General features: G+C 52.6%; 31 protein-coding genes. 25 read left to right on the top strand and 6 right to left on the bottom strand.

Annotated features, from left to right (window positions below):
- Window positions 1-43 precede the first annotated feature (43 nt).
- Entirely contained in the window at window positions 44-190 is a 147-nt protein-coding gene (locus G544_RS22085; RefSeq protein ID WP_154656326.1) for a hypothetical protein, read from the top strand.
- Window positions 191-599: 409 nt separating this feature from the next.
- On the top strand, window positions 600-1,553 hold the full coding sequence (rluC, locus tag G544_RS0103385) for a 23S rRNA pseudouridine(955/2504/2580) synthase RluC (protein ID WP_027273281.1): 954 nt from the start codon (window positions 600-602) through the stop codon (window positions 1,551-1,553).
- Between the two features lie 66 nt (window positions 1,554-1,619).
- Here rluC and G544_RS0103380 read toward each other — a convergent pair whose 3' ends face one another.
- A complete protein-coding gene (locus G544_RS0103380) occupies window positions 1,620-2,210 on the bottom strand; it encodes a Maf family protein (protein ID WP_027273280.1) in 591 nt (196 codons plus the stop codon).
- A 250-nt stretch (window positions 2,211-2,460) separates the two neighbouring features.
- Between G544_RS0103380 and yceD the strand changes: the two genes are divergently transcribed.
- The 14 genes from yceD to G544_RS0103315 all read left to right on the top strand — a co-directional run bounded on the left by yceD (window position 2,461) and on the right by G544_RS0103315 (window position 14,285).
- A complete protein-coding gene (gene yceD, locus G544_RS0103375; protein ID WP_027273279.1) occupies window positions 2,461-2,982 on the top strand; it encodes a 23S rRNA accumulation protein YceD in 522 nt (173 codons plus the stop codon).
- A gap of 16 nt (window positions 2,983-2,998) precedes the next feature.
- Window positions 2,999-3,169 carry a 50S ribosomal protein L32 gene (gene rpmF / locus G544_RS21560; RefSeq protein ID WP_071783248.1) on the top strand — a complete coding sequence of 57 codons (171 nt, stop codon included), beginning with the start codon at window positions 2,999-3,001 and terminating at the stop codon, window positions 3,167-3,169.
- 14 nt (window positions 3,170-3,183) lie between these two features.
- A complete protein-coding gene (plsX, locus tag G544_RS0103370) occupies window positions 3,184-4,212 on the top strand; it encodes a phosphate acyltransferase PlsX (protein ID WP_027273278.1) in 1,029 nt (342 codons plus the stop codon).
- Between the two features lie 6 nt (window positions 4,213-4,218).
- The gene (locus tag G544_RS0103365; RefSeq protein ID WP_027273277.1) at window positions 4,219-5,172 is read left to right on the top strand and encodes a beta-ketoacyl-ACP synthase III; all 954 of its coding nucleotides are present in this window, start codon (window positions 4,219-4,221) and stop codon (window positions 5,170-5,172) included.
- A 22-nt stretch (window positions 5,173-5,194) separates the two neighbouring features.
- Window positions 5,195-6,124, top strand: a complete 930-nt coding sequence (gene fabD / locus G544_RS0103360) for an ACP S-malonyltransferase (RefSeq protein WP_027273276.1) — start codon at window positions 5,195-5,197, stop codon at window positions 6,122-6,124.
- A gap of 33 nt (window positions 6,125-6,157) precedes the next feature.
- Window positions 6,158-6,892 carry a 3-oxoacyl-ACP reductase FabG gene (gene fabG / locus G544_RS0103355; RefSeq protein ID WP_027273275.1) on the top strand — a complete coding sequence of 245 codons (735 nt, stop codon included), beginning with the start codon at window positions 6,158-6,160 and terminating at the stop codon, window positions 6,890-6,892.
- A gap of 153 nt (window positions 6,893-7,045) precedes the next feature.
- Window positions 7,046-7,282, top strand: coding sequence for an acyl carrier protein (acpP, locus tag G544_RS0103350; protein WP_027273274.1), 237 nt, complete (start codon window positions 7,046-7,048; stop codon window positions 7,280-7,282).
- 87 nt (window positions 7,283-7,369) lie between these two features.
- A complete protein-coding gene (gene fabF / locus G544_RS0103345) occupies window positions 7,370-8,611 on the top strand; it encodes a beta-ketoacyl-ACP synthase II (protein WP_071783247.1) in 1,242 nt (413 codons plus the stop codon).
- A gap of 154 nt (window positions 8,612-8,765) precedes the next feature.
- Window positions 8,766-9,785: an endolytic transglycosylase MltG gene (gene mltG / locus G544_RS0103340; RefSeq protein WP_027273272.1), complete on the top strand. Its 1,020-nt coding sequence runs from the start codon at window positions 8,766-8,768 to the stop codon at window positions 9,783-9,785.
- Between the two features lie 2 nt (window positions 9,786-9,787).
- Window positions 9,788-10,423, top strand: coding sequence for a dTMP kinase (gene tmk, locus G544_RS0103335; protein ID WP_027273271.1), 636 nt, complete (start codon window positions 9,788-9,790; stop codon window positions 10,421-10,423).
- Complete coding sequence (gene holB / locus G544_RS0103330; RefSeq protein WP_027273270.1) at window positions 10,420-11,397, top strand: DNA polymerase III subunit delta'; 978 nt, start codon at window positions 10,420-10,422, stop codon at window positions 11,395-11,397. The genes tmk and holB overlap by 4 nt, the downstream gene beginning before the upstream one ends.
- Window positions 11,398-11,424: 27 nt before the next feature.
- On the top strand, window positions 11,425-12,204 hold the full coding sequence (locus G544_RS0103325; RefSeq protein WP_027273269.1) for a metal-dependent hydrolase: 780 nt from the start codon (window positions 11,425-11,427) through the stop codon (window positions 12,202-12,204).
- A 259-nt stretch (window positions 12,205-12,463) separates the two neighbouring features.
- Window positions 12,464-13,186 carry an RNA ligase family protein gene (locus tag G544_RS0103320; protein WP_027273268.1) on the top strand — a complete coding sequence of 241 codons (723 nt, stop codon included), beginning with the start codon at window positions 12,464-12,466 and terminating at the stop codon, window positions 13,184-13,186.
- Window positions 13,170-14,285, top strand: coding sequence for an AAA family ATPase (locus G544_RS0103315; RefSeq protein ID WP_027273267.1), 1,116 nt, complete (start codon window positions 13,170-13,172; stop codon window positions 14,283-14,285). Before G544_RS0103320 ends, G544_RS0103315 begins: the two co-directional genes overlap by 17 nt.
- 60 nt (window positions 14,286-14,345) lie before the next feature.
- Here the strand turns inward: G544_RS0103315 and sodB are convergent, their stop codons facing one another.
- The gene (sodB, locus tag G544_RS0103310) at window positions 14,346-14,924 is read right to left on the bottom strand and encodes a superoxide dismutase [Fe] (RefSeq protein ID WP_027273266.1); all 579 of its coding nucleotides are present in this window, start codon (window positions 14,922-14,924) and stop codon (window positions 14,346-14,348) included.
- A gap of 313 nt (window positions 14,925-15,237) precedes the next feature.
- Here sodB and G544_RS0103305 point away from each other — a divergent pair, with 313 nt between their 5' ends.
- Window positions 15,238-15,573 (top strand): Grx4 family monothiol glutaredoxin, encoded by a 336-nt coding sequence (locus G544_RS0103305; protein WP_027273265.1) that lies wholly within the window; start codon window positions 15,238-15,240, stop codon window positions 15,571-15,573.
- A 75-nt stretch (window positions 15,574-15,648) separates the two neighbouring features.
- On the opposite strand, the gene rnt is transcribed toward G544_RS0103305, so the two are convergent.
- Together rnt and gloA are read right to left on the bottom strand one after the other, a co-directional pair.
- Entirely contained in the window at window positions 15,649-16,302 is a 654-nt protein-coding gene (rnt, locus tag G544_RS0103300) for a ribonuclease T (protein ID WP_027273264.1), read from the bottom strand.
- A 147-nt stretch (window positions 16,303-16,449) separates the two neighbouring features.
- Window positions 16,450-16,857 (bottom strand): lactoylglutathione lyase, encoded by a 408-nt coding sequence (gene gloA / locus G544_RS0103295; protein WP_027273263.1) that lies wholly within the window; start codon window positions 16,855-16,857, stop codon window positions 16,450-16,452.
- Window positions 16,858-17,153: 296 nt separating this feature from the next.
- Here gloA and G544_RS0103290 point away from each other — a divergent pair, with 296 nt between their 5' ends.
- From G544_RS0103290 to pdxY, 8 genes are all read left to right on the top strand, one after another.
- Window positions 17,154-17,393 (top strand): DUF1289 domain-containing protein, encoded by a 240-nt coding sequence (locus G544_RS0103290; RefSeq protein ID WP_027273262.1) that lies wholly within the window; start codon window positions 17,154-17,156, stop codon window positions 17,391-17,393.
- 164 nt (window positions 17,394-17,557) lie between these two features.
- Window positions 17,558-18,082, top strand: a complete 525-nt coding sequence (sodC, locus tag G544_RS0103285) for a superoxide dismutase family protein (protein WP_036023112.1) — start codon at window positions 17,558-17,560, stop codon at window positions 18,080-18,082.
- Window positions 18,083-18,387: 305 nt separating this feature from the next.
- Window positions 18,388-18,840: a transcriptional regulator SlyA gene (slyA, locus tag G544_RS0103280; protein ID WP_027273260.1), complete on the top strand. Its 453-nt coding sequence runs from the start codon at window positions 18,388-18,390 to the stop codon at window positions 18,838-18,840.
- Between the two features lie 105 nt (window positions 18,841-18,945).
- On the top strand, window positions 18,946-20,049 hold the full coding sequence (gene anmK, locus G544_RS0103275; protein ID WP_027273259.1) for an anhydro-N-acetylmuramic acid kinase: 1,104 nt from the start codon (window positions 18,946-18,948) through the stop codon (window positions 20,047-20,049).
- A 31-nt stretch (window positions 20,050-20,080) separates the two neighbouring features.
- The gene (locus G544_RS0103270) at window positions 20,081-20,380 is read left to right on the top strand and encodes an MliC family protein (RefSeq protein WP_027273258.1); all 300 of its coding nucleotides are present in this window, start codon (window positions 20,081-20,083) and stop codon (window positions 20,378-20,380) included.
- Window positions 20,381-20,553: 173 nt separating this feature from the next.
- The gene (gene pdxH / locus G544_RS0103265; protein ID WP_036023110.1) at window positions 20,554-21,201 is read left to right on the top strand and encodes a pyridoxamine 5'-phosphate oxidase; all 648 of its coding nucleotides are present in this window, start codon (window positions 20,554-20,556) and stop codon (window positions 21,199-21,201) included.
- Window positions 21,202-21,313: 112 nt separating this feature from the next.
- Complete coding sequence (gene tyrS, locus G544_RS0103260) at window positions 21,314-22,585, top strand: tyrosine--tRNA ligase (protein ID WP_027273256.1); 1,272 nt, start codon at window positions 21,314-21,316, stop codon at window positions 22,583-22,585.
- A gap of 131 nt (window positions 22,586-22,716) precedes the next feature.
- The gene (gene pdxY / locus G544_RS0103255) at window positions 22,717-23,577 is read left to right on the top strand and encodes a pyridoxal kinase PdxY (protein WP_027273255.1); all 861 of its coding nucleotides are present in this window, start codon (window positions 22,717-22,719) and stop codon (window positions 23,575-23,577) included.
- A gap of 65 nt (window positions 23,578-23,642) precedes the next feature.
- Here the strand turns inward: pdxY and gstA are convergent, their stop codons facing one another.
- Window positions 23,643-24,248, bottom strand: a complete 606-nt coding sequence (gene gstA, locus G544_RS0103250; RefSeq protein WP_027273254.1) for a glutathione transferase GstA — start codon at window positions 24,246-24,248, stop codon at window positions 23,643-23,645.
- 232 nt (window positions 24,249-24,480) lie between these two features.
- Window positions 24,481-25,116, bottom strand: coding sequence for an endonuclease III (nth, locus tag G544_RS0103245; protein WP_027273253.1), 636 nt, complete (start codon window positions 25,114-25,116; stop codon window positions 24,481-24,483).
- Window positions 25,117-25,121 lie beyond the last annotated feature (5 nt).

Genomic DNA, 25,121 nt, shown 5'->3' with positions numbered 1-25,121 from the left:
ATTTTTCTATTGTCCACTGAGTCTGCGCGAGAGGTGTCAATAGATGGCATTAACCGACGGCCCCGAGTCTTATAGCAGGATCGTCAACCTCACGGTTGTCGCCTGCGCAGGGGCGCATTATCTCGGTAAGCCCGTTTCTGCTTTGCAAAAAACGGCGCTTTTTATCAGGAAAATCGGCGACCGATATTGAATCATCTCAGTGCAAACCGGTTTTCTATGTGTCCATCCAAGCCGCTCGCAGCAGCCCGCTCATTGCCCGATACTCACCGTGTCTTACGCCATTGCTGCACCGTTTGAGCTATCTGCAAATGTCATTTTTTGCCTATTACTCTTGGTTCAGAGTGAATAAGGCAGAAAATCAGCCACATTATTAACTGCCAAAGGCATTATGGCAAGGTGACTTTTGCACTTAAGCATAATGTTGTGGAAAAGGTGTTGAAAACCGTACGCCGATTGCCCTCGGTGACGGAGGATATTTTTTTATCCACAGCATGTTTTAAACCGTTTGATGGCGTAAACGGGGCTTATCTTAAGTGTAGACACAAAACAATTTCATCAAGGCATATTTAGCAAAAAACGATCGTGTTAAACTCTGCGCCATGAAAACACATCAACCTACAGTACAAATGGTCACCGTAACGGCCGATACGGCCGGTCAACGGGTCGATAACTTCCTGATCGCCCAGCTTAAAGGCGTCCCTAAAAGCATGATTTATCGAATCCTGCGCAAGGGAGAAGTGCGCGTGAACAAAAAGCGCATTAAGCCGGAGTATAAGTTGGAAGATGGAGACATACTGCGCATTCCGCCCGTCAGAGTGGCCGAGAAGGTCGAAAACGTCGTTTCAGCCAAATTGGACAAGGTCGCGGCGCTGGAGCACTGCATCATTTTTGAAGATGAGCATCTGCTGGTATTGAATAAACCTTCCGGAACGGCGGTTCACGGCGGCAGCGGCTTAAGCTTCGGCGCGATTGAAGGGCTTCGTGCGTTAAGGCCGGACGCGCGCTTTCTTGAACTGGTTCACCGCCTCGACAGAGAGACCTCGGGGGTGCTGTTAGTGGCGAAAAAGCGCTCTGCGCTGCGTTCGCTTCACGAACAGCTCAGGCTTAAAACCATGCAAAAGGACTATCTGGCGCTGGTCAGAGGGCAGTGGCAGTCCCATTGTAAGGTGGTGCAGGCGCCGCTGCTTAAGAACGTGCTGCAAAGCGGAGAGCGTATTGTTCGAGTTGATGCCGAAGGCAAGCCTTCAGAGACGCGCTTTAAGGTAGAAGAGCGTTTTTCATTTGCGACGCTTATCAAGGCCAGCCCCGTGACGGGAAGAACCCACCAGATTCGCGTTCATGCGCTGCACGCAGGGCATCCTATTGCATTTGACGACCGCTACGGCGATCGAGAATTTGACGCGCAGCTTGCGGGGACGGGCCTGGACAGGCTGTTTTTGCACGCAGCGGCGCTAAGGTTTGAACACCCGGCAACGGGGGAGACGATGCGTGTTGAAGCGCCAATGGATGATAGGCTGCGTCGCTGTTTGACCGTTTTGCGCGGCGCGAAATAGCGTTTGAATGCAGGAAAAAGGGCCGCCTTTGCTTTTATCGTAGGCGGCCTTTCATTAGTGACAATGTCACTTATTGTTCAGCAGCGGATTTACTCCGGCCTCCAGCAATAGTCTATTCAGCGCAATCAGCGGCAGGCCGACGAGCGTATTGGGATCTCGGCCCTCCAAGCGTTTGAACAGCGTAATGCCCAAACCTTCCGACTTAAAGCTGCCGGCGCAGTACAGCGGCTGTTCTTTGTCTACGTAGGCTTCTATTTCGTCTTTACTTAACGTACGGAAGTGGACGATGAACGGTTCGCATACCGTCCGATAGGTTTTTGTCTGCGGTATATAAAGGCAAAGTCCGGTATAAAACGTAACGGCATTCCCGCTCGCCAGAGTTAACTGCGCCACGGCATTTTCGCGCGTGAGCGGCTTACCTGCAATCTGCCCGTTCAGCACGCAAACCTGATCGGAACCAATCACCAGCGACTGCGGATGCTTAAGCGCAACGGCCTGCGCTTTTAGCTTTGACAGCCTAACGACGAGTTCATCCGCGGATTCGCCCGGAAGTGGCGTTTCGTCAACGTCGGGAGCCAGCGCCGTAAAGGGAAGCGCAAGCTTTGATAATAAGGACTGGCGATAGGGCGACGTTGAGGCGAGGATTAGCGAAGTCATAGCGTTTCCAAAGCTGTTGTGAGAAGCGGCAGTGTACCCGGTTTATTTTATCGAGCACAAATAGTGAAAGAAAATGTAAACATACAAAGAAGAAAAGGGGATTTCTATTAATAGACGTAGCGAAACGACGTCGTCTATCTTAAACTACGCGCCTTATTGAAAGCCCTTTAGGTCAAAAAGCACGTTTTTAGCGCGTATCTCGCGCTTTTCCTTTGACTAAAGGCCATGACAACGTTAATATGCGCGCCCTATGCAAAAGGTAAAATTACCCTTAACTATCGATTCGCTTCGCGCGGCTCAAAAAAGCCTGGACTATGCCGGTGTTTATACCGCAGAGCAGGCTACGCGTTTAGCCGAGTCGGTAGAGAGCGTGGATGGTGATATTGAGGCTGAGCTATCGTTTTTTATCGATAATCAGCGCTTGGTCGTGTTGAACGGAAAGGCGACGGTTCCCGTTACGCTGCTCTGTCAGCGCTGCAATCAGCCTTATGCATACACCGTTCAGGCAACGTATTGTTTCAGTCCGGTCAAAAATGATGAGCAGGCTGAAGCATTACCGGCAGGTTATGAGCCGGTCGACGTCGATGAGTTTGGCGAAATCGATCTGCTGGCTTTGACAGAGGATGAACTCATTCTGTCTTTGCCGATCGTGCCGGTGCATGAACATGAACACTGTGAAGTGTCCGACGCGGAAATGACGTTTGGCGAGCTGCCTCCCGAGGCGGAGAAGCCAAATCCATTTGCCGTATTAGCCAGTTTAAAGCAAAAGTAACCGAGGAGTAAGGTCGATGGCCGTACAACAGAACAAAAGTACCCGTTCAAGACGTGGCATGCGTCGTTCTCACGATGCACTGACTACCGCTGCAGTATCCGTGGATAAAGTTTCTGGTGAAACCCACCTGCGTCACCACGTTACCGCTAACGGTTACTACCGTGGCCGCAAGGTAATCGCTAAGTAATTTTAGGTGATACCTTGGCAAGTCTAACCATTGCGTTAGATGCTATGGGCGGGGACTTCGGTCCCTGCGTCACAGTGCCTGCATCTTTGCAGGCATTGGCTTCTAATTCAGAACTAATCATTAAGTTGGTTGGTCTCTCTTCTAATATCGAGCCGCTGCTCAAATCCGCCTCGTCCGAGGTTCTTTCCCGTCTTGAAATTATTCCCGCTGAGTCCATGGTGGCTAATGACGCGAAGCCGTCGCAGGCTATTCGCAATAGTCGAGGGACGTCCATGCGCATTGCCTTGGACTTAGTGAAAAGCGGAGAGGCGATGGCGTGCGTCAGTGCCGGCAACACCGGGGCGCTCATGGGGCTGGCAAAGCTTATGCTCAAGCCACTTGACGGCATAGAACGCCCCGCGCTGGTGTCGGCGATTCCGAATCAGCAGGGCGGCAAAACGCTGGTTCTTGACCTGGGCGCCAACGTAGAGTGCGACGGCGACATGCTGGTGCAGTTTGCGGTAATGGGCGCGGTGATGGCGGAAGAGATTTTACAGGTCGATAATCCTCGCGTTGCGCTGCTGAATATTGGTGAAGAAGAGACCAAAGGTCTTGATAATATTCAGGCCGCCGCCGCTATACTCAAGAATGCACAGCAGATAAACTATATCGGCTACCTTGAGGGGAACGATCTTTTAACCGGGAAAACCGACGTATTGGTGTGCGATGGTTTTGTCGGCAACGTAACGCTGAAAACGCTCGAAGGCGTTATTCGAGTCTTCCTTTCTTTACTTTCATCGGGGAAGCGCAGGCCGACCTGGTGGATGAAGATCTTTAGCTATTGGTTCAAAAAACGTTTATCTAAACGTTTCGGACACTTAAATCCCGATCGATATAACGGGGCTTGTCTGTTAGGATTACGCGGTACGGTGATAAAAAGTCACGGTGCGGCTAATCAACAGGCTTTTGCTGTAGCCATAGAGCAGGCCATACAGGCCGTGCAACGCAGCGTGCCCATGCAAATTGCCGCTCGTCTTCAGGCGGTATTACCTAAGAGTGAATGACATTTCATGTATACAAAAATTCTCGGTACAGGCAGCTACCTGCCTGTACAAGTGCGTACCAATGCTGATTTAGAGCAGATGGTGGAAACCAGCGACGAGTGGATCGTGTCCCGTACCGGCATTCGTCAGCGTCATATTGCTGCGGCGGATGAAACCGTAGCGACAATGGGGTGTCACGCGGCAGATAAGGCAATCGAAATGGCGGGTATCGATAAAAGCGATATCGGCCTGATTATTGTTGCTACTACGTCGTCAAGCAATGCGTTTCCAAGCGCGGCCTGTGAGATTCAAAATTATTTAGGCATTAAAGACGCGGCCGCCTTTGACGTCGCCGCCGCCTGCGCGGGCTTTGCCTATGCGCTGAGCGTGGCCGATCAGTTTATTAAAACCGGTTTTGTAAAAACCGCGCTGGTTGTGGGGTCTGACGCCCTTAGCCGCACGTTGGATCCAGCCGATCGCGGAACGGTTATTCTGTTTGGCGACGGTGCGGGCGCCGTGGTTATCGGGGCGTCCGAAGAACCCGGTATCATCTCGACGCATCTTCACGCCGACGGCCGCTATGGCGAACTGTTGACGCTGCCGAATCACGATCGCGTAGATCCTTCCAAACCCGATTTCTTGACCATGAAGGGCAACGACGTATTTAAAGTCGCGGTGACGGAGCTGGCCCATATCGTTGACGAAACGCTTGGGGCGAACGGTATCGACAGGTCCGAGCTGGACTGGCTGGTTCCCCACCAGGCGAACCTACGCATTATTTCAGCGACGGCCAAAAAGCTGGGCATGGGGATGGAAAAAGTTGTCGTTACGCTCGATCGTCACGGCAACACCTCGGCGGCTTCCGTTCCGTCCGCGCTGGACGAAGCGGTGCGCGATGGTCGTATTCAGCGCGGCCAGTTAATTTTGCTTGAGGCCTTTGGCGGTGGTTTCACCTGGGGCTCAGCGTTAATTCGATTCTAACTGCATCAGGAATAATAAAAGTATGAGTCAATTTGCCGTTGTTTTTCCGGGCCAGGGATCTCAGTCCGTAGGCATGCTCGCCGCATTGGCCGAAGAGAATTCACTGGTAAAAGAAACGTTTGCCGAAGCCTCTGAGGCGCTCGGCTATGACTTATGGCAGCTGGTCCAGCAGGGGCCGGAAGCCGAGTTGAACAAAACGTGGCAAACGCAGCCCGCGCTGCTGGCCGCTTCGGTCGCCGTTTGGCGCGTATGGCAGCAAAAGGGCGGTAAGGCCCCAGCGATGCTGGCGGGCCATAGCCTGGGTGAATACTCTGCGCTGGTTTGCGCCGGCGTTCTGGCGTTTAAAGACGCCGTTCGCCTGGTTGAGCTGCGCGGCAAGCTGATGCAGGACGCCGTGCCGGAAGGTACCGGCGCGATGTACGCCATCATTGGTCTTGGCAACGATGAAATTGCCAAAGCCTGTGAGGAGTCCGCTCAGGGGCAGGTCGTTGCGCCCGTCAACTTTAACTCGCCAGGGCAGGTTGTTATCGCCGGCAATAAAGAAGCCGTCGAACGCGCGGGCGCCGCATGTAAAGCCGCTGGCGCCAAGCGCGCGCTGCCGCTTTCCGTCAGCGTTCCGTCCCACTGCGCGCTGATGAAGCCCGCGGCCGACAAGCTGGCTCAGGCGTTGAAAGACATTGAGTTTAGCGCACCGAAGATCGCCGTTATCAATAACGTAGACGTAAAAGCTGAGACCGACGGCGATGCGATTCGCGACGCGCTGGTTCGCCAGCTTTATAGCCCCGTTCGCTGGACGGAAACCGTTGAGTTTATGGCGTCGCAAAACGTGACCCATCTTCTGGAAATGGGGCCAGGTAAAGTGCTGACCGGTTTGACTAAGCGCATTGTGGACACTCTGTCCGCGGCTGCGGTCAACGATCCTGCCAGCCTGCAAGGCGCGCTTGAAGGGTAAGCGAAAACCGAATTTATCCTAAAGGGGAACTGCATGAAGTTAGAAGGAAAAATTGCTCTTGTCACCGGCGCCAGCCGCGGGATTGGCAAAGCTATTGCACAGCGACTGGCCGCTGAGGGCGCACGCGTCATCGGCACGGCTACGTCAGAAAGCGGCGCTCAGTCTATTAGCGAATATTTGGGCGCACAGGGCAAAGGCCTGGCGCTGAACGTCACCGACGCCGCTTCAGTCGAATCGACGCTTGAGGCGATTCGTGCGGAATTTGGCGATGTTGATATTCTCGTCAACAATGCCGGCATTACGCGCGATAACCTGCTGATGCGTATGAAAGACGAAGAGTGGCAGGACATTATTGATACCAACTTGACCGCCATTTTCCGCCTGTCGAAGGCCGTTATGCGCGCCATGATGAAAAAACGTTATGGCCGCATAATTACTATTGGCTCAGTTGTTGGTACAATGGGTAATGCAGGGCAGGCTAACTACGCCGCGGCTAAGGCCGGAGTTATCGGTTTTAGCAAATCGCTGGCGCGTGAGGTTGCCTCCAGAGGCATTACGGTTAACGTCATCGCTCCCGGTTTTATCGAGACCGACATGACGCGTGCATTGACAGATGAACAACGGTCAGGCATTTTGTCACAGGTTCCCGCAAACCGTTTAGGCGACGCAAAAGAGATTGCCAGCGCTGCTGCATTTTTGGCCTCTGATGAAGCTGGATACATTACGGGTGAAACCTTACATGTGAATGGTGGCATGTATATGCTGTAAAGAATCGATGAATTTTTGTTCAATTTGCGCTAAATTTAGCAAGTTGGTTCAAAATTCTGGTTCGACCAGCCTATATTTGGTTGCATCTTTTTCAACATTGAATAAACTACGAAAACCATCGCGTTAGCGAGTTTTGATAGGAAATTTAAGAGTATGAGCACTATCGAAGAACGTGTTAAGAAAATTATCATTGAGCAACTGGGTGTTAAAGAAGAAGAAGTCAAAAACAGTGCTTCTTTCGTAGAAGACCTGGGCGCTGATTCTCTTGACACCGTTGAGCTGGTTATGGCTCTGGAAGAAGAGTTTGATACTGAGATTCCAGACGAAGAAGCAGAAAAGATTACTACGGTTCAAGCGGCGATTGATTACATCACGGCTGCTAACGCGTAATCAGACATATCTATCTAGGCGGTCACTCGACCGCCTAAGTTTTTTCATATCCAACAACAAGTCATTCCCCCCTCTGGAGGATTCAACGTGTCTAAGCGTCGAGTTGTAGTGACCGGAATGGGCATGTTATCCCCTGTCGGCAACACTGTAGAGACTACATGGCAGGCTCTTCTTGCCGGGCAGAGCGGTATCAGCCTTATTGACCATTTCGACACCAGCGCCTTTGCCACGCGTTTTGCTGGTTTAGTAAAAGGTTTTAATTCAGACGATTTTATTTCGCGTAAAGACGCGAGAAAAATGGATCCCTTTATTCAATACGGTATCGTAGCCGGCATGCAGGCTATTAAAGATTCCGGTATTGAAATTACCCCGGAAAATGCGCCTCGCATCGGCGCCGCCATCGGCTCTGGCATTGGCGGTCTTGGCCTGATTGAGGAAAACCACGGCGCTTTGATGACCGGCGGTCCGCGCAAGGTGAGCCCATTCTTTGTGCCTTCGACGATCGTGAACATGATCGCAGGCCATTTATCCATTATTTATGGCTTTAGAGGTCCTAGTATCTCTATTGCTACGGCCTGTACTTCTGGCGTTCACAACATTGGCCATGCGGCGCGTATTATCGCCTATGGCGATGCGGACGTCATGGTAGCCGGCGGCGGCGAAAAGGCGAGTACGCCGTTAGGCGTTGGCGGTTTCGGCGCGGCCCGCGCGCTGTCTACGCGTAACGATAATCCGCAGGCGGCGAGCCGCCCCTGGGACAAAGACCGCGACGGCTTTGTGCTGGGCGACGGCGCGGGCATTCTGGTGTTGGAGGAGTACGACCACGCCAAGAAGCGCGGCGCCAAGATCTACGCTGAAGTCGTCGGCTTCGGTATGAGCAGCGATGCCTACCACATGACGTCACCGCCGGAAGACGGCGCGGGCGCCGCATTGGCTATGGAAAACGCGCTGCGCGATGCAGGCGTGACGCCGTCACAAATTGGCTACGTCAACGCACACGGCACCTCAACGAATGCCGGGGATAAAGCTGAAGCGCAAGCGGTGAAAACGATCTTCAAAGAAGACGCCAAGCGCGTGATGGTCAGCTCAACCAAGTCAATGACGGGCCACCTGCTGGGCGCAGCCGGCGCGGTAGAGTCTATTTTCTCTATTCTTGCGCTGCGCGATCAGGCGATACCTCCTACTATCAACCTGGACAATCCGGACGAAGGGTGCGATCTGGACTTTGTGCCTCACGAAGCGCGCCAGGTTAAGGGGATGGAATACGCGCTGTGTAACTCTTTCGGCTTCGGCGGAACCAACGGTTCTGTGCTGTTCCGTAAGGTTTAAGCAGTGAGCGGCTCTGCGGAGCCGTCGCAATAATATAATTAAGACGGCCCGGTATATTCACCGGGCCGTTTTGCTTATAGAATTTGGTATTGTAGTACCACGATAGCGTCATACAGTAACCGCGTTTAAAACCACCCATTAAGTGACCAGGGCAATGAAGAAAAAACTCATAGGGATTTTAGCCGTCGCAATTCTGGCAGGAGCTGCCGGAGCCTTTGTCGGGTATCAATGGCTGCAAAAATACGAACAGACGCCGCTTAGCGTTCAAGACGCCGTTTATTTTACGCTTCCTGCGGGAACCGGACAGGCGGCGCTTGGCAAACTCCTGGTGGATAAAGGCGTTATCGGGGACGTTAAACCGCTGCCGTGGCTGCTGCGCCTCAAGCCGGAACTGGGCGGATTTAAAGCGGGAACCTACCAGCTGACGCCGGATATGGACGTGAAAGAGATGCTGCTGCTTTTTCGCTCCGGAAAAGAGGCTCAGTTTTCTATTCGATTCATTGAAGGCACGCGAGTGCAGGACTGGATCCCGCTGCTTGAACAGGCGCCTTATGTGAAGCATTCACTGCAGGGGCTGAGCGAAGCGCAGATCGCGGAGAAGCTGGCAATTGACTCCCCGGTTCACCCGGAAGGTTGGCTGTATCCGGATACCTATAACTATACGGCCGGGACGACCGATCTGGCGTTGCTTAAGCGCGCCCACGATAAAATGAAGAAGACCGTAGACGAAGTTTGGGCGGGGCGCGAAGAAAACCTGCCGTATAAGACGCCGTATGAAATGGTGATCATGGCGTCGATTATTGAAAAAGAAACGGCGGTGGACGCCGAACGCGACAAGGTGGCTTCCGTCTTTATCAACCGCATGCGCATTGGCATGAAGCTGCAGACCGATCCGACGGTGATCTACGGTATGGGTAGCCAGTATAACGGCAACATTACCCGTAAAGACTTAACTACGCCGACGCCCTACAATACCTATACAATTGACGGACTGCCGCCGACGCCCATCGCCATGCCGGGGCTGGCCTCTTTGAAAGCCGCGGCGCATCCGGCGAAGACCAACTATCTGTATTTTGTCGCCGACGGTAAGGGCGGCCATACGTTTACCACCAACCTGCAAAGTCACAATCAGGCGGTTCGTCAGTATTTGCAAACGCTTCGAGCGGGAAAATAGTAATGACTCAGGGTAAGTTTATCGTTATTGAAGGGCTGGAAGGCGCGGGGAAAACCACCGCGCGGGAAACCGTTGTTTCTGAACTTAAGCGTTGGGGCATCGAACATATCCGCTTTACGCGAGAGCCTGGCGGTACGCCGCTGGCGGAAAAACTGCGTGCGCTGGTCAAAGAGGGTGTGCACGATGAACGAATTACGGATAAAGCCGAACTGCTGATGATGTACACGTCACGCGTGCAGCTGGTCGAGAACGTAATAAAACCGGCTCTGGCGCAGGGAGAGTGGGTGATAGGCGATCGGCACGACCTTTCGTCTCAGGCCTATCAGGGAGGCGGCCGAGGCATCGATGCAGGGCTGATGACGACCCTTAGAGACGCCGTTTTAGGCAATTTCCACCCCGATTTGACGCTTTATCTGGATATTCCTCCCGAGCAGGGTTTGGCGAGAGCCAGAGCAAGAGGCGCTTTGGACCGCATAGAAAAAGAGTCTTTGGCCTTTTTTGAGCGTACTCGCGAGCGCTATAGAGAGTTGGCCGAGCAGGACTGCTCGATCGTTACTATCGACGCGTCTCAGCCTTTAGAGCAGGTGACGTCGGATATTCGTACCGCCGTAAGGCAGTGGTTGGAGAAAAACGCGTGATTTGGTATCCGTGGCTGACCCCTGCATACCGGCAGCTGGTTGCCCAATACTCCTCCGATCGCAGCCATCATGCGCTGCTGCTGCAGTCGATCCCTGGCTGCGGCGATGAGCCGCTGGTTCAGGCGTTGGGATACTGGTTGATGTGTCAGGAACCGCAGGGGGAGAAAACCTGCGGCGTCTGCCATAATTGTCACATGATGAAGGCGGGAACCCACCCGGATTGGCACGTTGTCGAACCGGAAAAGGGCAAAACGGCTATCGGCGTTGAAACGGTGCGCCAGCTGACGGAAACGCTCTACAACCGTGCGCAGCAGGGCGGCGTTAAGGTCGCCTGGATCCGTGAAACGGAACGGCTGAGCGAAGCGGCGGCCAACGCGCTGCTAAAAACCCTCGAAGAGCCCCCGGAACACACCTACTTTTTGCTGTCTTGTCACGAGCCTTCTGCGCTGCTGCCGACCATTCGAAGCCGGTGCCTGCATTGGCTGCTTGCGTGTCCGGATGAGGCGTTTAGCGTTGAGTGGCTGCGCCGGCAGAACGCCGGACAGCCGGACAGCCTGCGCACCGCGCTGCGATTAAGCAACGGCGCGCCCGTTGCCGCGCAGCAGCTGTTAACGTCTGACGTCTGGGCCGCGCGCGCGGCGATTTGTCAGCGGATGGCTGAAGCCTTTGAACGGCGCGATTTGCTGCTGCTTTTGCCGCTGCTCAATGAAGACAATGCGGCCGAGCGCATCCACTGGAGCGTTTCGCTGCTGCTGGACGTCGTTAAGCATCAGCAGGGCGCGGGGAGCTATATTGTCAATCAGGATGCGATCGATACCGTACAGCGATTGGCGGTCATTATGTCCCCAGGGCAGATTAACCGTATAACGCAGCGCTGGCTTGCGTGTCGGCGCGAACTGCAGACGGTCGCCGGCATAAATCGCGAGCTTTTATTAACCAATATGTTAAACCAAACGGAGAGCGGATTAGCTTAACGTTGGGTTCTTTGAGCAATATTTCTTATGTACTTAGTTGATTCACACTGTCACCTTGACGCTTTAGACTTCGACAAGCAGGGCGTCGATCTGAACGGCGTTCTGGCGGAGGCCAAGCGCCGTGACGTTCATGCCTGCCTGGCAGTATCTACAACGTTGCCAGGCTTTCAGGCGCTTTATGACAGCGTCGCTGCGTACTCGAACGTCTTTCTTTCCTGCGGCGTTCATCCGCTAAATCTCGATGAGCCGTATCGGCTTGAGCAACTTCAGGCTTTGGCTGCGGCTTCTCGCGTAGTGGCGCTGGGAGAAACCGGGCTGGATTACTATTATCAGCAGGATAATATTCCGCTACAGCAGCTTAGCTTTCGACAGCATATTCAGGTTGGCAATGCGTTGAATAAGCCCGTGATTGTTCATACTCGCGACGCGCGTAAAGATACACTCGCTATTCTGAAAGAAGAGAATGCGAGAGACTGCGGCGGAGTACTGCACTGTTTTACCGAAGACTGCGATACGGCAAGGCAGCTGTTGGATCTTGGTTTTTATATTTCGTTTTCCGGCATTGTGACGTTCCGCAACGCGGACGCGCTTAGGGAAGCGGCGCGCTACGTGCCATTAGACCGCATGCTGATTGAAACCGATTCGCCTTATTTAGCGCCGGTGCCCCATCGCGGCAAGGAGAATCGCCCCGCCTACGTGCGCGACGTGGCCGAATACCTGGCCGTTTTAAAGCGCGTTGAGCTTGAAGCGTTTGCGCAGGCAACGAGCCATAACTTCCGTCAGCTTTTTAAGGTTGAACTGCCGTAATTGAACAATAGCGGTGAGAATTTGTGCTCCCCGCTATTGGCAATCCTCTCTCTATCCTGTTAATATTCGCGCGCTTTCACCTACACTGCGTTTAATCTCCTCCGTTATTACGCTTTTTTCTCGTTAAAATAGCCCGCTAGCCTGGGTAAACAGACCGTGCGCTCGTTTCAGACACAGTTGCCTTTTGACCATTACTCATGAGGACAGCGTCTACCGCGCGGCGAAACTGCGCGCACTCGTAGACATAGGAATAAACATGATGAATGGACAATCAAGGAAATACGGCAGGACCTATCACTATCCGTTTTCGCCCGGTACTACCAGCGACGATCGCATTAACCCTACGTGGTGGGATGACGTTTCCCGCATTGAGGCATTGGTGCATACCGAAAAGTTGGACGGCGAAAACAACTGCCTGAATAAGTACGGCGTATTTGCACGCTCTCATGCAGCGCCGACGCAGTCGGCGTGGACGCAGAAAATTCGTCAGCGCTGGGCGCTGATTAAGAACGACTTAAACGACATCGAAATCTTTGGTGAAAATTTATACGCTATTCATTCGATTGAATACCGCCGTTTGGAGCATGACTTTTTCGTCTTTGCGGTACGCTGCAAAGACTGTTGGCTAAGCTGGGAAGAGGTTGGATTTTACGCGGCCCTGTTTGATTTTCCTCGGGTACCCGAGCTTAATATCGACAGCGCCAGTGATGGAGTCGCGTTCAGCCGGCAAATTATTGAAACGTCCCAAGGGCCCAGCGGTTTTGATTCGTGGGATACGCATACAAATCAACCCTGTTCTATGGAGGGGGTTGTCAGCCGAAATCAGGATGAATATCCCGTAGAGGCATTTGCGCACAACGTCTTTAAGTATGTTCGAAAAAATCACGTAAAGACCGACGTTCACTGGAAACGCAGCTGGAAAAGGGCGCAGCTCCGCTATGAGCGTAACGATCGGGGAGGCGAGCATGAACTGGCGCTTTAGTGACGACAGGTCGTGGAGCCACTTAACGCAGCGCTTTTCTTTTTTTGCCGATATGCACGGCGTTATGCAGGATCCAAAGCATCACGCCGAGGGCGACGTTGCTGAGCATACGCAGCGCGTACTGCGTGCGTTAGTCGAACTGCCGGAATATCAGCAGCTTTCTTTGCTGCGTCAGGAAGTCCTCTGGGCGGCGGCGGCGCTACACGACGTAGAAAAGAGAAGCACAACCCGAATTGATGAAGACGGCACTATTGTTTCTCCTGGGCATGCGAAACGAGGCGAGCTTAGCGCCAGGCAGATCCTGTTTAAAGACGTTCCTACGCCTTTTGCTCTTCGTGAAGAGATAGCAGCGCTTGTTCGCCATCACGGGCTGCCGCTGTGGATCATGGAAAAGCCCGATCCGCAAAAAGCGCTGCTGGCGGCATCTCTGCGATGCGATATGGGGCTATTGGCAACGTTGGCTAAAGCTGACGTACTCGGGCGCGAGTGTGGGGACCGACAGGCGCTTTTGGAGCGTATTGAGCTTTTTGAACTGTACTGTATGGAACAGGCCTGTTGGAAAAAGGCGAGGGAGTTTCCTTCTGCGTTGGCGCGTTTCGTCTACTTTTCAAAAGAGGGCGGGCAGGCTGACTATCAACCTTATGACGATTGCGAATGTCAGGTGACCATGCTGTGCGGCCTGCCGGGGATGGGGAAGGATCGCTATCTGGACCGATACTGCCGGGGGATGCCGGTCGTGAGTTTGGACGACATCCGTCGGCAGCACCGCATTGAGCCGAATGACAAAGCCTCTAACGGCTGGGTGGTTCAGCAGGCTAAGGAACGGGCGAGAGAGCTATTGCGGCAAAGCAGCGACTTTGTCTGGAATGCGACAAACCTGACGTATTCGCTTCGCCAACAGCTGGTTTCACTGTTTGTCGCCTATCGGGCAAAGGTCAGGATAGTTTACATCGAGGTTCCTTTTGCCCGCTGGAAAAAGCAGAACGCCGACAGGCCTTACCCCGTTGCAGAATCGGCGCTTGCCAGGATGCTGGATAAGCTTGAGGTTCCGGCGCCGCATGAAGCGCACGAGGTCGTGTACTTCGTCGACGATAAATGAAAAAAGCCGCCTTCTTTAACTAAAGAGGGCGGCTTCGTTTAAAGCGTTAGGTAAGGGGGATTAGCCCAGATTCTTGGCGACGAACGCCCAGTTAACCAACGCCCAGAAGTTTTCCATATACTTAGGACGCGCGTTGCGATAGTCGATGTAGTACGCGTGTTCCCAAACGTCAGCCGTCAGGAGAGGCTTATCGCCGTCGGTCATCGGGTTAGCGGCATTCGAAGTGTTCACGATAGCCAGCTTGCCGTCAGCTTTTTTCACCAGCCACGTCCAGCCAGAACCGAAGTTCTTCACGGCAGAGTCGGTAAACTGTTCCTTGAATGCGGCGAAAGAACCGAAGTCTTTGTTGATAGCGTCAGCCAGCGCGCCGGTTGGCTCGCCGCCCGCGTTAGGCGCCAGACAGTTCCAATAGAAGGTGTGGTTCCAAACCTGAGCCGCGTTGTTGAAGATGCCGCCGGAAGATTTCATGATAATCTCTTCCAGTGATTTACCTTCAAACTCGCCGCCTTTAACCAGATTGTTCAGGTTAACGACGTAAGTGTTATGGTGCTTGCCGTAGTGGTATTCCAGCGTTTCTGCGGAGATATGGGGTTCCAGGGCATTCTTGGCATAAGGCAGTGCGGGTAATTCAAACGACATTATTTGCTCCTTTTATAAAAGTAGAGTTCTGTGACGACATAGCCTGCGATTGAGGGCCATGCGTCATGACTCATTTGAAAATAAAATGTTGTAACTTTGTTATATTGGGTAATTCTATCAACTTTTTCCTATATTAAAAGAGAAAAAAGGAAAAAGCATCGTAACGAACGGGGGCATGAATGCCCGAACTCACTAAAGGATAGGCGAAAATCGGCATCCTGGCTTAAATCCCTGTGAAAAGTAGTGTTTTTTCTGTTCGTATTCAAGGCTACAATACTCAAAAATGCGCAATGTCTGCTTAAGGAAGCAAATCATGACCACAGTAGAAAAAATTCAGGCTCAAATCGCGGAAAACCCAATCCTGTTATACATGAAGGGCTCTCCTAAACTGCCAAGCTGCGGCTTCAGCGCACAGGCCGTTCAGGCTATTTCTGCCTGCGGAGAGCGTTTTGCCTACGTTGATATTTTACAGAACCCGGATATCCGGGCAGAGCTGCCCAAGTATGCTAATTGGCCGACGTTCCCACAGCTTTGGGTTAATGGAGAGCTTATCGGCGGATGCGATATCATTCTTGAAATGTATCAACGCGGTGAACTGCAGCCGCTGCTAAAGGAAGCGGCTAAAGCCCAAAGCGCGGACGAAGCGTAAGCGTTTCTCATTAGTCGAAACCAGTGAAGCATCGGCCATCCCTCGGGGTGGCCGATATCGTTTAAGGGACGCTATCTAGCCGTGAGTGGACAGTTCCGGCGTCAGCGGCCAGCCGCCCAGCTTCTTCCAGCGGTTAACCAGCTCACAAAAGAGCGCGGTCGTTCTTTCGGTATCGTAAAGGGCAGAGTGCGCCTGCGCGCTGTCGAAGGGAAGCCCGGCCGTAATGCAGGCTTTCGCCAGTACCGTTTGTCCCAGCACCAGGCCGCTCAGGGCCGCGGTATCGAACGTAGCGAAAGGATGAAAGGGGTTACGCTTCAGGCCTGCACGCTCAGCGGCGGCCATTAGAAATCCGTGATCGAAGGCCGCGTTGTGCGCTACGACGATGGCTCGATTGCACGACTGGTCTTTTATCCCTTTGCGCACCATTTTAAAAATAGCGTGCAAAGCGTCATATTCGCTGACCGCGCCGCGTAAAGGATTATGGGGATCGATGCCGTTAAAGGCCAACGCCTCCGGCGATAACACTGCACCCTCAAAGGGAGCGACGTGAAAATGCAGGCTTTGGTCGGGAATTAACCAACCCTGTTCGTTCATCTTTAAGGTAAAGGCGGCGATTTCCAGCAGGGCGTTAGTTCGAGGGTCGAATCCTGCCGTTTCTACATCAATAACGACGGGATAGAAGCCGCGAAAGCGCTCGCTTAAGCAGTTCTGTGTATTTGTATCAGCCATACTTACCTGTTTTGCGGACGATTAAAAGGGGGCATTATGCCAAAAAACGGAGCCAGATGCTCGGCAATCTCTTTGGTAATGGTCATTTTGCGGGATAGGTCGAAAAAAACTATCGGACGCGAAATGCGCCCGATAGACGAGAGGGGATCAGTTGCCCAACGCGTTGGCGGCCTGTTTGTTTTCAATAAGCTCTATCTTGTATCCGTCCGGATCTTCGACGAAGGCGATAATGGTCGTGCCGCCTTTGACCGGGCCCGCTTCGCGCGTCACTTTGCCACCGGCGCTGCGAATTTGTTCGCAGGTTTGTGCAACGTTATCAACGCCTAGAGCGATATGGCCGAACGCGGTGCCCATTTCATAGCTTTCCACGCCCCAGTTGTAGGTTAATTCAATAACGGCGCCCTGGCTTTCGTCGCCATAGCCAACGAACGCCAGCGAGTATTTATATTCTGTATTTTCGCTGCTGCGCAGTAGGCGCATGCCCAAAACCTGAGTATAGAAATCGATAGAGCGCTGTAGGTTACCTACGCGGATCATGGTGTGAAGTAAACGCATGCTGCAGTCCTCGTAATACAAAAAAGCGATAGTGATAGGCGTAATGAAGTATACCCGAGCGTCGTTATTAATAAACGATTATTCTTATCGTTAATGGACTGATATTCCATCGATATGATAATCAGGCTGTGACCCGCAATTGCGCACGGATGGCGCTGGCGGCCATTTTTACGCAGAACAAGGCTCGAGGGATGAGGTTTGGCGAGTCAAATAAGCTGCTTGCTTTCTGGTCAAACTGCATCTATTACCTTAGAGTAATCTTTCGTTTAATTATTGCGCTCTCTAAGCAGACAACTATGCCTCAACAGTTAGAGTTTTTTGCAATTCCCTCTCCATGCCGTGGAATTTGTCAATCTGACAATCGAGGCTACTGCTTGGGCTGCTTCAGAAGCAGGGACGAGCGTTTCCAGTGGATGAGCATGACGGATGCTGAAAAGCAGAACGTGCTACGCTTATGCCGTCAACGGAAAATGCTTAAGAACAGGAAACCTGTAGATAAAGAGGATGACACACATAGCCAGCCCTCTCTTTTTTGATATGTACACACGTTTTTATATTTCGATACGATATAAAAATGGTTCTTCTACAAGCGGTTATCGTGACTTTGGTCACTTTACCAAGTTGCAAAAATGTAATTAACCAATAGATGACTCATAATAAAAAGGCTTAGATAATTAAGCATTTTTAAAAGGATAAAACAATGAAACGTTATTTAACCGCTTTAGCCGCACTGGCGGCCTGCGCCAGCGTTCAGGCCGCTACCGTAGAGGTTCCAGTGAATAGTGTTTCCGCTGAGGGAGTTGGGCAATCTATCGGTAATATCACTATTACGGAAACGGAATATGGTTTGCTGTTTACGCCAAACCTGACGTCGCTTCCCGCAGGAGTGCATGGATTCCACGTGCATGAAAAAGGCAGCTGCGACGCCGGTATGAAAGACGGTAAATCGGTAGCCGCGCTGGCTGCCGGTGGACATTTTGATCCGGAAAAAACCGGTAAGCACTTGGGGCCGTATAACGCCAAAGGGCACTTGGGCGATCTGCCGGCTATTTACGTTGATAGCGATGGTAAGGCCAGCTATCCCGTACTTGCACCGCGTCTGAAAACCATTGCCCAGATTAAGGGGCTTGCGCTAATGGTTCACGCAGGCGGCGATAACCATGACGATCATCCGCAGGCTCTGGGCGGCGGTGGCGCGAGAGCCGCGTGCGGCGTGATAAAATAATTTAAAACGCTTTAGATGTCAGTTTTATATAAGCGCCAAAGGACGAAGTTGGCGCTTTTTAATTGATAATTACTTAATGTTAAGTTCAGTTTTATTAATGTATTGAGCATGTTTTATCTTTGCGGTGTGGCACGCCACATCACTTTCCCCTTTATTTAATGTTGCTTTAACGGTAGATTAAATCCATATTAATGTCGATTAATTTCGAAATGATGCTTTATTTATTAGTCTTTTTTGATGAAAGGCGTAATAATTGTAAACGTATTAATGTTATTGATGTTTTACACTAATTGTCAGGTTATCTTATGAATTCAAAAAACGATTATACCTTAGGGGCAGATATTGCCCGTTTGGTCCGTAGCTGGCGCAGTATTATTGACCTTCAGCTTAAGCCGCTCGGGCTCACTCAAACGCATTGGGTGACGCTCTATTATCTGAACGGGCTGCCTCCAAACCAGTCTCAAATTCAGTTGGCTAAAGCGATCGGCATCGAGCAGCCGTCACTGGTTCGGACGCTGGACCAGCTGGAAGGTATGGGATACGTAAAGAGAGAACCTTGTCCATGCGACCGCAGAGCTAAGCAGATCAATTTGACAGAAGAAGCCAAACCAATTCTGGAACAAGTGAACAGCGTTGTTGACGGCGTTAGAAAAGGGATTGAACGGGATATCCCGAAGGAGCAGCTGGCGCTGTTTGCCGAGATCATTCGTAAATTTGAGAAAAATATCGCAGACATGGAAATCAGCAGTAAGGGATAGCGTTTCGTTCCCACGCTTATCGTTCTTTCATATGGCAATCCTGGGGGTATTTTTGTTTTAATAGCCCCAAGCGGTTACGACGAAAAAAGCCACGGGGATGAACGAATGAAAGCGGGTAACTATATAGGTATCATGTCAGGAACCAGTCTTGACGGCGTTGATGTAGCTTTGGTGACGATCGCTGAAGCTACCGTAATTCAAAAAGCCAGCTATTTCCATCCTATGCCTGACGATATCCGTCAGGATGTCCTTTCCGTCTGTCAGGGACAGTCCGTTACGCTTTCCCACTTGGGGCGCCTGGATCTGCGCCTGGGCATTCTGTTTGCCGAGGCCGTTCTGGGGCTTTTGAAAAATAACGGCATCGAATCAAAAGACGTTGTGGCCATTGGCTGCCACGGTCAAACCGTGTGGCATGAGCCGACGGGGGAACTGCCGTTCACCATGCAGTTAGGCGATAACAACCGCGTTGCCGCAATGACCGGCATCGTCACCGTTGGCGATTTCAGGCGTAAAGACATGGCCTTCGGCGGCCAGGGCGCGCCGCTGGTGCCTGCGTTTCATCAGGCCGTGCTGGCCGACGATACGCAAAGACGCTTTATTCTCAATATTGGCGGCATCGCCAATTTGTCCTTACTCATTCCAGGCCAGCCGGTAAGCGGCTACGACACCGGCCCGGGCAATATGCTGATGGACGCCTGGATACAGGAGCACAAGGGCGAGGGTTTTGATAAAGACGCCCGCTGGGCGCGTGAAGGCCGCGTAAACGCAGACTTGCTGGCAAAACTGATGTCCGATCGCTATTTTCAGCAGCCCCCGCCCAAAAGCACCGGAAGGGAGCGCTTCAATCTTCAATGGTTGCATGAGCAGCTTGAAGGCTTCTCGCATCTCGAGCCGGCGGACGTACAGGCGACGCTGGTGGAATTTACGGTTCAAACTATCGCTGAACAGGTTATCGCTGCCGGAGGCTGTCATCGTTTGCTGGTATGCGGCGGTGGTGCGCGCAATCCGTTAATGATGTCGAGGCTGGCTGAATGTTTGCCCGAGTCAGCGGTTGAAACAACGGACAGTTACGGCATCAGCGGTGACGATATGGAGGCGATAGCGTTTGCCTGGCTGGCGGCAAGAACGCTGTCCGGCGAACCCGGAAATTTACCGGCGGTCACCGGCGCATCCAGAGAGACGGTTTTGGGCGCAGTTTATATTCCTTGATTTAATAAAATACCTTTACGGGAGGAACACGATGAAAAAGCTGTTTACGATCGCTGCCGTTATCGCGATAGCGGGATGTAGCGCGCAGGACGCCGCGAAAGAGACGTTGGTTTATCAGTGTGAAACGCAAACGCTGGAAGTGACGCTGGACAATGCCGGCGATTCCGTCACTCTCATGATGGACGGTCAGTCCCGTCGGCTGGTTCAGGCCGTTTCCGCCTCTGGCGCCAGATACAGCGATGGGGAATATACCTTTTGGTCTAAAGGGGACGGCGCCATCGTTATGCGCGGTGAAGATATCAGGCTCAGGGAATGTCAGCTGATCAAATAGTCCGACTTTTTTGACATCCCGCCCGAGTCAGCGCAAAACGGCGCTCGAGTCCGGCGGGATTTTTGTACACCGTCAACGCGCCGTAACGCATTGCTTTTTCTCGTCCACGTTTGAAATCCTGCCGGAGTGGGTGCAAGATAGGGCCTCATTTCACACTGATAGGCTTTTTGACGATGCCCACTTCAAAAAACATTGCCGATTTGCGTCGGGAGTATGCGCAGGGCGGCTTACGTAGAAAGGATCTTCCTGAAGATCCGCTTTCCCTTTTTGAGCTTTGGCTAAAGCAGGCCTGCGAGGCCCAGATTTCCGATCCGACCGCGATGTGCGTAGCGACGGTGGATGAAAACGGCCGCCCGTCTCAGCGCATCGTGCTGCTCAAGCACTACGATGAAAAGGGATTTGTTTTTTATACCAATTTAGGTAGTCGAAAAGCGCGCGAGATTACGCAAAACAATCAGGTAAGTTTACTGTTCCCGTGGCACATGTTTGAACGCCAGGTGATCGTTTCCGGGAGAGCGGAACGCCTGTCGCCGACAGAAGTATTAAAATATTTTCATTCCCGGCCTAAAGAGAGCCAGATTGCGGCCTGGGTCTCCCAACAGTCGTCGCGTATTTCGGCGCGAAGCGTCCTTGAAGGTAAGTTTCTTGAACTTAAGCAGAAGTTTTTGCAGGGAGAAGTGCCTTTGCCCAGCTTCTGGGGCGGCTTTCGCGTCAGCATTAACGAAATCGAGTTTTGGCAGGGGCGCATAAATCGGCTTCACGACCGTTTTCTGTATCAGCGAGAGCAAACTCATTGGAATATCGATCGTTTAGCGCCTTAAGTACTGGTCATTATTCGTGGCGGCGTTTATGCTATCCCATTCGACAAAAATATGTGTTTTAACCACGCGGCCTGAGGCCTGCGTAAAACTATAACAACGGAGTTATCTATCGATGGCGAAAAACCTGATTGAACAACTGCAAGAGCGTGGGCTGGTAGCCCAGCTTACGGATGAAGAAGCGCTGGCGGAGCGGTTGGCGCAAGGGCCGATTGCTCTCTATTGCGGCTTCGATCCGACGGCCGACAGCTTGCATTTGGGTCACTTGGTTCCGCTCCTGTGCTTAAAGCGCTTTCAACTGGCGGGCCATAAGCCGGTTGCTTTGGTCGGTGGCGCGACGGGTCTGATTGGCGATCCCAGCTTTAAGGCCGCAGAGCGTAAGCTGAACACGGAAGAGACTGTTTCCGAGTGGGTAGAAAAGATTCGCCAGCAGGTTTCGCCGTTTCTGGACTTTAACTGCGGCGCCAACAGCGCCGTGATGGCTAACAACTACGACTGGTTCGGCGGCATGAAAGTGCTAACGTTCCTGCGCGACATCGGTAAACACTTCTCTGTTAACGCGATGATCAATAAAGAAGCCGTTAAGCAGCGCTTAAACCGCGACGACAGTGGGATCTCCTTCACCGAGTTTTCTTACAACCTGCTTCAAGCCTACGACTTCGCCTGTCTGAATAAAGAGCTTGGCGTAGAGCTGCAAATCGGCGGCTCTGACCAATGGGGCAACATTACGTCGGGTATCGATCTTACTCGTCGCCTTCATCAGAAGCAGGCCTATGGTTTCACCGTTCCGCTTATCACCAAGTCTGACGGCACCAAGTTTGGTAAAACCGAAGGCGGCGCGATTTGGCTGGATGCGAATAAGACCAGCCCTTACAAGTTTTATCAGTTCTGGATCAATACGGCCGATGCGGACGTTTATCGCTTCCTGAAGTTCTTTACCTTCATGAGCATCGAAGAAATTGACGCCTTGGAAGAAGAGGATAAGAACAGCGGTAAAGCGCCGCGTGCGCAGTACGTGCTGGCCGAGCAGGTGACGCGTCTGGTTCACGGAGATGCGGGGCTTCAGGCCGCTCAGCGCATTACCCAAAGCCTGTTCTCCGGCGAGTTGGCCGAGATGACCGAGCAGGACTTCGCCCAACTGGCGCAGGACGGCATGCCGGTTATTGAGCTGGAAAAGGGCGCCGATCTGCAGCAGGCGCTGGTTACTGCCGAGCTGGTTCCGTCTCGCGGCCAGGCCAGAACGATGATTAGTTCTAATGCGGTCACGATCAACGGCGAAAAACAGTCAAACCCTGAATATGCCTTTGCCGACGGCGATCGTCTGTTCGGACGCTATACGCTGCTGCGCCGCGGTAAGAAACACTATTGCCTGATCGCCTGGAAATAGTCGGAAAGATTACGTTCCATTTCGTCGGCCGCTCTGCGGCCGAATTTTTTTGTCTCATCGCATAGCGCGGCGATAGCGGTTTCTGACACAATGGCCTCACTGCGTTTTTAATTCAGGTTCGCGTTTTAACTATGAAAAATATACTTTCCATCCAATCTCACGTTGTTTATGGCCATGCGGGAAACAGCGCCGCCGAGTTTCCTATGCGCAGAATGGGGGTTAACGTCTGGCCGTTGAATACGGTTCAGTTTTCCAACCACACCCAATATCGCCAGTGGACGGGATGCGTTATGCCGGCTGCCCACATTGCGGAAATTGCCCGCGGCATTGACGAGATCCACCAGCTTGCCCGCTGTAATGCCGTATTGAGCGGCTATATTGGTTCGCCGGAGCAGGGAAAAACGATTCTAGACGTTGTTGCAAAGGTTAAGGCGGCCAATCCTGACGCTTGGTATTTTTGCGACCCGGTGATGGGGCATCCAGAAAAAGGGTGTATCGTTGCGCCGGGCGTGGCGGAGTTTTTCTGTGCCGAAGCGCTGCCCGCAAGCGACATGATGGCGCCCAACCTGCTTGAACTGGAGCAGCTGAGTGGAAAAACGATTGCCAGCGTAGAAGAGGTTGTTGCCGCGGCCCGAGAGCTTTGTCGAAAAGGGCCCAGAGTGATACTGGTGAAACATCTTAGCCGAGCCGGCTATCGTGCCGACTGCTTTGAGATGGCGCTGGTAACCGCCGATGAAGCCTGGCACATCAGCCGCCCGCTGGTTGACTTTGGCCCTCGCCAGCCGGTCGGAGTGGGGGATATTACCAGCGGCCTGATGCTGGTGAACCTGCTGCAAGAAAAGCCGCTGCCTGAGGCGCTGGAACACGTTACCGCCGCAGTGTATGAAATCATGCTGGAAACGCAGCGCAGAGGTGAGTACGAGCTGCAGATCGTGGCCGCGCAGGATAACATCGTCGCGCCGGAGCATCATTTTAAGGCCGTAAAGCTGTAATTCGACCGTAAGCCTCTCTTTACGAGAAACGGGCCAAAATGGCCCGTTTTTACATGCGCACGTTGCTAGTTTAAGCCTTCGGCTTTAAGAGCAGCCTTAACGGCAGGGCGGTTAGCCATACGGGCCATATAGTCCGCCAGCGCCTTCAGGCCGCTGAGATCCAGTTTTACCGCCGCCGCCCAACGCGTTACGGTGAACAGGTAGGCATCCGCCACGCTGAAGCTGGCGCCGAGAATGTAAGGACGCGCCTGCAGCACGCTGTCTACGTAGCTAAAGCTGTTGAACAGCTTTTCTTTCGCCACTTGCTTATACTCTTCCGGCGTTTTGGGGTTAAACAGGGGGCTAAACCCCTTATGCAGTTCAGTAGAGATAAAGTTTAACCATTCAAGCGCATGGTAGAACGGCTTAGTATCGGCTGGCGGCATTAAGTGCTTGGTAGGAGCGCGGTGCGCCAGATACTGCACGATAGCGACGCCTTCGGTCAGAATATCACCGTCATCAAGCTGAAGCGTAGGCACTTGCCCCTTCGGGTTGACCTTTAAAAAGTCTTCGCCGTGTTCCGTTTTTTTGGTCGCCAGGTCGACTTTCTCAACGGAATAGCTAAGGCCGATTTCGTTAAGAATGATATGGGGAGACAGAGAACAGGCGCCCGGCTTATAAAATAGCTTCATTGTTATACTCCACGATCCGTTAGTGATAGAGTCCGCGCGGGCGGCTTCTATGCTGTGTCCGCCGCGCTTTGTTGACGCCGAAATGGGCGATTAACCTATCTAGTATAGGCTACGCGGTTGGTGAAATGTTTGATATTTGTTGTGAAAGTTAAAAGCTCGGTTTAAGCATGTGGGAATGGAAAAGCGGTAGAGTAGTGGGCCAGCGAAAGGTCGCTTCGATAGCCCAACCGGGTCAGATCTCGGTCTTTTCTTTGTATTCGCAAAGATCTTCAATCAGGCAGGAGCCGCAGCGGGGCTTACGGGCAATACAGGTATAGCGGCCGTGAAGGATAAGCCAGTGGTGGCAGTCTACCTTGAATTCGGCTGGAACGACCTTTAATAACTTTTCTTCAACCTGCTCGACGTTCTTCCCCGGCGCGAAGTTTGTGCGGTTACAGACGCGGAAGATGTGGGTGTCTACAGCGATGGTGGGCCATCCGAAGGCGGTGTTAAGCACTACGTTGGCGGTCTTCCTTCCCACGCCGGGCAGCGCTTCCAGCGCGGCTCTGTCTTCCGGAACCTGGCCGCCGTGTTTTTCAATCAGCAGGCGGCAGGTTTTAATCACGTTTTCCGCTTTGCTGTTATACAGACCAATCGTTTTTATGTATTCCTTCACGCCGTCTACGCCGAGCGCCAGAATGGCTTCTGGCGTATTGGCTACAGGGTATAGCTTGGCGGTCGCCTTATTGACGCTGACGTCCGTGGCCTGCGCTGAAAGCAGAACGGAAATAAGCAGCTCGAACGGAGTGGAGAAATTTAGCTCCGTCGTTGGCTTAGGGTTACTGTCCCTAAGCCGAGTGAGGATTTCTATACGCTTTGCCTGATTCAAACTGG

Source organism: Leminorella grimontii ATCC 33999 = DSM 5078 (genome assembly GCF_000439085.1).
GTDB classification, from domain to species: domain Bacteria; phylum Pseudomonadota; class Gammaproteobacteria; order Enterobacterales; family Enterobacteriaceae; genus Leminorella; species Leminorella grimontii.
The sequence above is the reverse complement of the archived record's forward strand: the minus strand, read 5'-3'. Positions and strand labels throughout refer to the sequence as shown.